8 protein-coding genes and 1 tRNA gene are annotated in these 7,414 nt (G+C 69.1%); 7 read left to right on the forward strand and 2 right to left on the reverse strand.

Translation table 11 applies throughout. The annotated features are described in order from the left end of the window. Nucleotides 1-11: 11 nt before the first annotated feature. From ACWIHY_RS21550 to ACWIHY_RS21575, 6 genes are all read left to right on the forward strand, one after another. On the forward strand, nucleotides 12-911 hold the full coding sequence (locus tag ACWIHY_RS21550; protein ID WP_454377276.1) for a bifunctional DNA primase/polymerase: 900 nt from the start codon (nucleotides 12-14) through the stop codon (nucleotides 909-911). After that, the gene (locus ACWIHY_RS21555; protein ID WP_454377277.1) at nucleotides 908-1,285 is read left to right on the forward strand and encodes a hypothetical protein; all 378 of its coding nucleotides are present in this window, start codon (nucleotides 908-910) and stop codon (nucleotides 1,283-1,285) included. The genes ACWIHY_RS21550 and ACWIHY_RS21555 overlap by 4 nt, the downstream gene beginning before the upstream one ends. Continuing rightward, a complete protein-coding gene (locus ACWIHY_RS21560; protein WP_454377278.1) occupies nucleotides 1,282-1,980 on the forward strand; it encodes a hypothetical protein in 699 nt (232 codons plus the stop codon). The genes ACWIHY_RS21555 and ACWIHY_RS21560 overlap by 4 nt, the downstream gene beginning before the upstream one ends. 113 nt (nucleotides 1,981-2,093) lie before the next feature. Beyond that, nucleotides 2,094-3,347, forward strand: a complete 1,254-nt coding sequence (locus ACWIHY_RS21565) for a DUF3631 domain-containing protein (RefSeq protein ID WP_454377279.1) — start codon at nucleotides 2,094-2,096, stop codon at nucleotides 3,345-3,347. Nucleotides 3,348-3,642: 295 nt separating this feature from the next. Then, nucleotides 3,643-3,840: a hypothetical protein gene (locus ACWIHY_RS21570; protein ID WP_454377280.1), complete on the forward strand. Its 198-nt coding sequence runs from the start codon at nucleotides 3,643-3,645 to the stop codon at nucleotides 3,838-3,840. A gap of 66 nt (nucleotides 3,841-3,906) precedes the next feature. Beyond that, nucleotides 3,907-5,421: a LacI family DNA-binding transcriptional regulator gene (locus ACWIHY_RS21575; protein WP_454377281.1), complete on the forward strand. Its 1,515-nt coding sequence runs from the start codon at nucleotides 3,907-3,909 to the stop codon at nucleotides 5,419-5,421. Between the two features lie 119 nt (nucleotides 5,422-5,540). Here the strand turns inward: ACWIHY_RS21575 and ACWIHY_RS21580 are convergent. Together ACWIHY_RS21580 and ACWIHY_RS21585 are read right to left on the reverse strand one after the other, a co-directional pair. After that, nucleotides 5,541-5,614, reverse strand: a tRNA-Pro gene (locus ACWIHY_RS21580). Between the two features lie 111 nt (nucleotides 5,615-5,725). After that, nucleotides 5,726-6,676, reverse strand: coding sequence for a metallophosphoesterase (locus ACWIHY_RS21585; protein ID WP_454377282.1), 951 nt, complete (start codon nucleotides 6,674-6,676; stop codon nucleotides 5,726-5,728). Between the two features lie 76 nt (nucleotides 6,677-6,752). Between ACWIHY_RS21585 and ACWIHY_RS21590 the strand changes: the two genes are divergently transcribed. After that, nucleotides 6,753-7,217 carry a GatB/YqeY domain-containing protein gene (locus ACWIHY_RS21590; protein WP_454377283.1) on the forward strand — a complete coding sequence of 155 codons (465 nt, stop codon included), beginning with the start codon at nucleotides 6,753-6,755 and terminating at the stop codon, nucleotides 7,215-7,217. The last annotated feature ends 197 nt before the right edge of the window (nucleotides 7,218-7,414 follow it).

Genomic DNA, 7,414 nt, shown 5'->3' on the forward strand with positions numbered 1-7,414 from the left:
AGACCTCCAGCATGACCCATCACGCACGTTCCGCGCTGCTATCCGCAGCACTGGACGCCGCCGCCCGAGGACGGGCGGTGTTCCCGCTGCGCCCCGGCGGTAAGCCGCCCGCCCTGCACGGTGAGGCTCGATGCCCCCGCACCGGGGACTGCACCGTGGGGCATCGGGTGCCCGAGCAGCGCGCCACCACCGACCCCGACAAGATCCGGCAAGCGTGGGCCACGCGCCCGTTCAACATCGGTCTGGCAACAGGCCCGGCGGGGTTGCTCGTGGTCGATCTCGACAGGCTCAAGCCCACAGACCTGAAAGGAACGCCTGACGGCGTCACTTCCTTTGCAGCGCTCTGCGAGCGCGCCGGGCAGCCCGTCCCCACCACCTACCGGGTGCGGACTGCGAGCGGCGGACAGCACCTGTACTTCACCGCCCCGGAAGGTGTCCGGCTGCCGAGCAGCAAAGGCAAGCTCGCGCCCAAGATCGACACCCGGGCATGGGGCGGGTATGTCGTCGCCGCCGGAAGCGTGGTCGACGGCAGCCGGTACGAGGTTGTGGACGCCGCTCCGGTCGCCGCGCTGCCCGGGTGGTTGCTCGATGCTCTCAAGCCCGCCGAGCGCTCCGCCCCGTCTCCGGTGCTGGCGCCGAAGCTTGGTAATCGCCGTGCCGAGGTTGTCCTGGAACGCGAGAAGGCAGCCGTAGCGGCAGCGCGGGAAGGCGGCCGGGAAGCTGAACTGTTCCGGGCCGCCCGCGCCATGGGCCGGTTCGTCGCGTGGGGCGAGATCTCGCGACACGTCGTCGAAGAGGCTTTTCAGACGGCGGCGGAGTCGACCGGACTCCCGGCGTCCCAGTGCCGCTCGACTCTGCGCAGCGCTTTGAACTGGTCCATCCGGACATGCCGGCCCCGGGAGACGGCATGAGCCCACGACCCGATGCGCCACTGAAAAGCACTCCCGCCGCCACCGGCTCCAGCCCCGCCGCCACCGGCTCCAGCCCCGCCGTACCGGCGCCGGCCACGCACGGCGGTGGTGCGCCGAAGGTCGCCGCCCGCGAGGGCGTCCCATCATCTGTTCGTCCTGCCCCGCAGACCGGCGACGGCAGGTACGTGAGCGGGTTGCTACACGTCGTCGCACCGCAGGGCGTGATCCCCACGGCCACCTCGGTCTGTGACTGCGGACGCAACCGCAGCGCGGTCGGACGCAAACAGGTGATCGCCCTGGTCGAAGACCACACCGCCCACCGAGACCTCTGCCCCCTGCGCACCGCTTCCCAGGAAGAGAGGACCGCCGCATGACCAGGCCTATCCGGCATGTGGTCATGATGAGCGGCGGGATCGGGTCGTGGGCCACCGCGAAGCGGGTCATTGACCGCCATGGGCCAGACGAGACGGTCCTTCTGTTTGCGGACACGAAGGTCGAAGACCCGGACGTTTACCGTTTCCTGCATGAGGCCGTGGACCTGCTCGGGGCCCGTCTGGTCACGGTTGCCGATGGGCGCACGCCCTGGGAGGTCTTCCGGGATCGCCGCATCATCGGCAACTCCCGGATCGCACCATGCAGCCAGTTCCTCAAGCAGATTCCCTGCCGAACCTGGCTTGAGGAGAACACCGACCCCACGCAGGCCGCCGTATACGTGGGCATCGACTGGAGCGAAACGCACCGTCTGCCTGCCATCCAGAAGGCATACCTGCCGTGGACGGCGCTGGCCCCACTGTGCGAGCCGCCCTACAGCGACAAGGACCACCTGATCCGCGAGGCCGAAGCCTGCGGACTCAAGCCCCCGCAGATGTACGCCCAGGGCTACCCGCACGCGAACTGCGGCGGCGCCTGCGTCCGCGGCGGCCAAGCCCAATGGGCCCGCCTTCTGAAGACCAACCCCCAACGCTTCGACCAGGAAGCGCGCCAGGAACAAGCCCTCCGGGCTGATCTCGGCAGGACGTCGCCATCCTGCGCGACCGCTCAGGCGGCACCACCCGCCCCCTGCCCCTGATCGAACTACGCACGCGCATCACCGAAGGCCAAGCCAACCAAGAAGAGCTGGCCACGGATTGGGGCGGCTGCGGCTGCTTCACCGACCTCGCCCCCTCACCGTCTGGAGACACCATGACCACACCCAGCGGTCAGCACACCCCACCCACCGACGGCGCCGCCCTGCTCAACGACGTGGAAGCCTTCCACCGTCGCTTCAACGTCTTCCCCCGGGAAGCTGCGTACGTGGCTGTGACGTTGTGGGACGCGCACGCGCACCTGATCGACGTTCTCGACGGAACAGCCCGCATCGCCTTCCTGTCTCCGGAACCGGGGTCGGGCAAGTCGCGGGCGCTGGAGATCGTGGAGACCCTCACCCCGCGGGCCGCGACCACGGTCAACGCGTCCGCCAACGCACTGTTCCGCCTGGTCGAAGCCCCCGAGGGAACGCCCACACTCCTCTTCGATGAGATCGACACCGTGTTCGGCGCCAAAGCCGGAGGGGACGAATTGGTCCGTGGGTTCCTGAACTCCGGCTACCGCCGCGGCGGCAAGTCCCTTCGCTGCGTCTCGGACGGCAACAACCAGACTGCCGCCTGGTTCTCGTCCTTCTGCGCCGTCGCCATGGCTGGCCTCGGCTCGCTGCCCGATACGATCCTCACCCGCTCGGTGATCATCCGTATGCGCAAGCGTGCCCCCAATGAGAAGTGCGAGCCCTACCGGCGTCGCAGCCACGAGCATCAAGGCCACGCCCTGCGCGACCGACTCGCCGCCTGGACGCACACAGTGCGAGAGCAGGTGGCCGAGGCGTGGCCGGTCATGCTCGAGGGTGTCAGCGACCGACCGGCTGACGTGTGGGAGCCGCTGCTCGCCGTCGCGGACGCGGCCGGCGGGGAATGGCCCGGGCGGGCTCGCGCGGCCTGCCTGGAACTCATTCACGCAGCGACCGAGAACGACGAAGCCTCACTGGGGGTCCGTCTCCTCACTGACCTACGCGACACCGTGTTCTGCGGCGCGGACCGGGTGCCCACCGCCGTCATCCTCGAATGCCTGCTGCGCATGGACGAGGGACCGTGGGCAGACCTGGACGACAAACCACTGAACTCCCGCACCCTGGCCAAGCTCCTGGGCCAGTACGTCACCTCCACCAACAAGCCCATCAAGCCGCGCGGCATCCGCACGCCATCAGGATTCCCGAAGGGCTACTACGCGGAAGACCTCGCGGACGCCTGGACCCGGTACTGCCCCCTACCCCCCTCCCAGGTCCGCCACGTCCGCCACGCCGCCACACCGCAGGTCAGCGGGGGTGAATCTGTGGCGGATAGCGGTTCTGGCACACGCCACATGCCCGCGGAAACCGCCACACCCCTGTTCCCTGCCGTCGGCTGATCAGCCTGCCCATGGGTGCCGCCGCACTCGCGGTGTGGCGACACCTATCCGCCACACCACCGGCATCCGCCACAAATGCAGGCCTCTGACCTGCGATGTGGCGGCGTGGCGGACGTGGCGGATCCCCCAGAGGGGGGCGACCCAGAGTGCTCAACTTCCTGAACGAGGAGCTGTGAACGTGGGCCTCAACAACGTAGATCTCCCGGAAAGCTACTCAGCCGCCCAAGTCGCGCGGTCCCTTGGCTGCTCCGAATGGTGGGTCAAGGAGCAGGCACGACGCCGTCGAATCCCGTTCATGCGGAGTGGAAGTGGCTACCGCTTCACCCGCGAGCACGTGCGAGAGATCTTCCAGCTCCTGGAAGAGCGGCCGGAGTTGGTGGCCGCGCCGAAGCCTGCCGCCGCATCTGCAAGGCAGCGCGGCGACCGCCACCCGGGAGGGCCGGTGGTGCAGCTCAGGGCGAAGCGCCCACGGCGCGCACGCAACGCCGCCTAACGAATGACCAGGGAAGGGTGGGAGTCGAACGCGGCTCCCACCCTTCTCATTGCCACGAGGGAGATCATGGGATTCGCAGAGAACCGCGGTACGTACTGGCGCGCCCGCTACAAGATCTCAACAGGCAAATACGGCACACTCACCGACGCGAGCGGCAACACCGTTCGCTTCCGCACGAAGCGGGAAGCAAAGAGGGCCGCAGACGCCGAAGAGTCGAAGATCCGCTCAGGTGAATGGAAAGATCCAGCAGCCGGACAGATCACCTTTGGCGCCTATGCCTCTCGCTGGTACGCGGTGCAAGACCTGGCCGCATCCACCATGCAGAACTACCGCCGCCACATTGAAGAGCACCTGCTGCCCGAGTTCGCGGACCTGCCACTCGCAGCGATCCAACGCACGGACGTCGATGCGTGGGACAGGAAGGAACGGGCCCTCTATGCCGCGTCCAGCGTGAAGACCTGGCGTGGCACTCTCCACCTTCTCTTTGAGGACGCTGTGGACGAGGATCTCCTCAGCGCCAACCCCGCCACTAGGCGCCGCGGCAGGGGCAAGCGCGCCGGCCGTTCGCGCAATCGAGGACCAGAGAAGGTGATCACAGACCCGCTCGGCCTCCTGCTCATCGCCGAACGCGCATCGCTTCTCTCTGGTCGCGATGACGAGTTTGTGGGGGTAGTGACCAAGGGGTACACCGGCGTGCGCTGGGGAGAACTTGTTGGTCTGGAGACCGAGTTCCTGCGCCCCGCAGCTCTGCGCATCGAATGGCAGCTCTACGAACTCGACTCAGGTGTGTTCGAGCGGTGCCCGCCCAAGGACGACAGTTACCGCACCGTAGACATCCCGTCGTGGCTGGCACGGCTGATCTCCGCTCACGTCGCTCGTACCAGTCCGACGCCGTGCCCGTGCCATGGAAAGATCCACGTCTTCCGCGGACAGGGAGTGTCCCGCACGGGGGAGACCGGAGCGAAGGTGGTGGACGTAGCGCGCCGCGCCGGCGTTTCCACCGGCACCGTGTCGAACGTCTTGAACCGTCCGGACTCCGTGGCTGAACCGACCACGCAGCGAGTGCGGGAAGCCATCGACGCTCTCGGCTTCACTCGCGGCGGTGGCGCCGTGGACCAGGCCGCGCACTGGCGAAGGAACGGTTTCGCCACCTGGCTGTTCACCCCGGCCGCCTCGGGTTGGTACCCGAAGAAGGCGCCGCAGGAAGCGCGCCCGGTGCCGTTGCTCGCCGAGCCCCGGCCCGGTATGCCAGCGCGGGGAAGGGGTGCCGCAGGGCGGGCGGATGCGTGCTGGATGCCGATCGCGAAGGGCCTGACGCCGCACGGAGCGCGCCACATGCACAAGACGCGGATGGAGGGTTTTCGTACCCCGCCCAAGCTGATGGACGAGCGGCTCGGTCACTTGGACGGGTCGGTGCAGGCGCGCTACACGCACATCACCCGCCAGATGCGCATGGAGCTGATGGCGAACCTGACCGCGGAGTGGGAAGCGGCGCTCGATGCCCGCCTGGCGCTGTGCCCGACGTCCCCCGTAACCGTGCTGAACGCGCTGCTGCAGGAGCGTCTGGCCGCACGCCAGTAGGGGCCGCTGGGAGAGAAATTCCAAGATCTTCTCCCAGATTTCTCCCAGGAGCATCGCAGATACAAATCAGGCCCGGTCTTCCTGAACGGAAGACCGGGCCTGACCTGGTGTTTCAGCTGTCGGGGTGGCGGGATTTGAACCCACGACCTCTTCGTCCCGAACGAAGCGCGCTGCCAAGCTGCGCTACACCCCGATTGTCGCGCGCGTCGCGGCGACATCGATTACTTTAGCGGACTCGCGGCCGGAGGCGAAATCCGGTTTCGGCGGGCCCGCAGGTCGGCGCGGCGGAGCTGGCGCGCGGCGGCTACCGGTCGCGGGGGGTCAGGGTCAGCAGCGTCGCCTCAGGCGGGCACGCGAAGCGGACCGGGGTGTAGCGGTTGGTGCCGCAGCCCGCCGAGACGTGGAGGTAGGCGCGCCGGCCGTCGGCGGTGTGCGCCGACAGGCCCTTGGCCCGGTCCTTGTCGAGGTCGCAGTTGGTGACGAGCGCACCGTAGAAGGGCACGCACAGCTGGCCGCCGTGCGTGTGCCCGGCCAGGATCAGCGGGTAGCCGTCGCTCGTGAAGGCGTCGAGCGAGCGCAGGTACGGGGCGTGGACCACGCCGATGGAGAAGTCCGCCGACGGGTCCGGACCGCCCGCGACCTCGGCGTACCTGTCCCGCTTGATGTGCGGGTCGTCGACGCCGGTGAAGGCGATCTCCATGCCGTCGAGGCCGCCCAGCTTGAGCCGGCCCCGGGTATTGGTGAGGTTGACCCAGCCCGCCGCGTCGAAGCCGTCGCGCAGCAGCTCCCACGGGTTGTGCACGGCGCCGACGGCCGGCGGGTTGCCGTTCAGTCCGTACCTGCCCTGCGCCTTCTCCAGGAGGTAGCGGGCGGGGTTGCGGAGCTTGGGGCCGTAGTAGTCGTTCGACCCGAAGACGTAGACGCCCGGGAACTCCATCAGCGGGCCGAGCGCGTCCAGCACCTCCGGGACACCGTCCGGGTCGGAGAGGTTGTCGCCCGTGTTGACGACGAAGTCGGGGCGCAGGCCCGCCAGCGACTGGAGCCAGCGCTGCTTCTTGCGCTGCCCGCCGACCATGTGGATGTCCGAGACCTGGAGTACGCGCAGCGGGCGGGCCCCGGGTGGGAGTACGGGCACGGTCACCCGCCGGAGCCGGAAGGACCGGGCCTCGAAGCCGGCGGCATAAGCGAGGCCGGCCGCGCCAACAGCCGTGATTCCCGCGGTGACTTTCAGGGGTACCCCGTAACGTGCGCGCATGCGCCCATCGTCGCAGACAGCGACGGCGCAGGAAATCGGCGGGCGTGAGCGGGTGCGCACCTGCCACACTTGGCCCATGACCACGCTCAAGTCCAAGCTCCAGGAAGACCTCACCACCGCCATCAGGGCGCGTGACGAGCTGACCTCGTCCACGCTCCGGCTGACCCTCACCGCGATCACCAAGGAGGAGGTCGGCGGCAAGACGGCGCGCGAGCTCTCCGACGACGAGGTGCAGAAGGTGATCGCCAAGGAGGCGAAGAAGCGCCGCGAGGCGGCCGAGGCCTTCACCCAGGGCGGCCGGGCCGAGTCGGCGGAGCGCGAGAAGGCGGAGGGCGCGATCCTCGACGCGTACCTGCCCCAGCAGCTGAGCGACGACGAGCTGCACGCCATCGTCGGGCAGGCCGTGGAAGAGGCGAAGGCCGCGGGCGCCGAGGGGCCGCGCGCGATGGGCGCCGTCATGAAGATCGTGAACCCGAAGGTGGCGGGCCGCGCCGAGGGCGGGCGCGTGGCCGCCGCGGTGAAGCAACTGCTGGCCGGCTGAGCGGCAGACCGCCCGCAGCGAACTGGCTCCGCAGTACGACGAGTGTGTTGCCTCGCAGTGCGACGGGCGTTTCGGCTCGCGGTACGACGGAGGGGCGGCCCGGGGGGTTTAGACCGGGGCCCCCCCCGGGGTGGGGGGGGGGCCGCGGCCACGGGCCCGGAGCCCCCCCGGCGCCCCCCCAAGCGGGGGGGGGGCCG

It is taken from the genome of Streptomyces sp. NPDC055287, assembly GCF_053646035.1.

Coding starts and splice junctions, on each gene's coding strand:
- ACWIHY_RS21560 (WP_454377278.1), top strand. CDS start 1,282: ATGACCAGGCCTATCCGGCATGTGGTCATGATGAGCGGCGGGATCGGG.
- ACWIHY_RS21585 (WP_454377282.1), bottom strand. CDS start 6,676: ATGCGCGCACGTTACGGGGTACCCCTGAAAGTCACCGCGGGAATCACG.
- ACWIHY_RS21575 (WP_454377281.1), top strand. CDS start 3,907: ATGGGATTCGCAGAGAACCGCGGTACGTACTGGCGCGCCCGCTACAAG.
- ACWIHY_RS21550 (WP_454377276.1), top strand. CDS start 12: ATGACCCATCACGCACGTTCCGCGCTGCTATCCGCAGCACTGGACGCC.
- ACWIHY_RS21555 (WP_454377277.1), top strand. CDS start 908: ATGAGCCCACGACCCGATGCGCCACTGAAAAGCACTCCCGCCGCCACC.
- ACWIHY_RS21570 (WP_454377280.1), top strand. CDS start 3,643: ATGCGGAGTGGAAGTGGCTACCGCTTCACCCGCGAGCACGTGCGAGAG.
- ACWIHY_RS21565 (WP_454377279.1), top strand. CDS start 2,094: ATGACCACACCCAGCGGTCAGCACACCCCACCCACCGACGGCGCCGCC.
- ACWIHY_RS21590 (WP_454377283.1), top strand. CDS start 6,753: ATGACCACGCTCAAGTCCAAGCTCCAGGAAGACCTCACCACCGCCATC.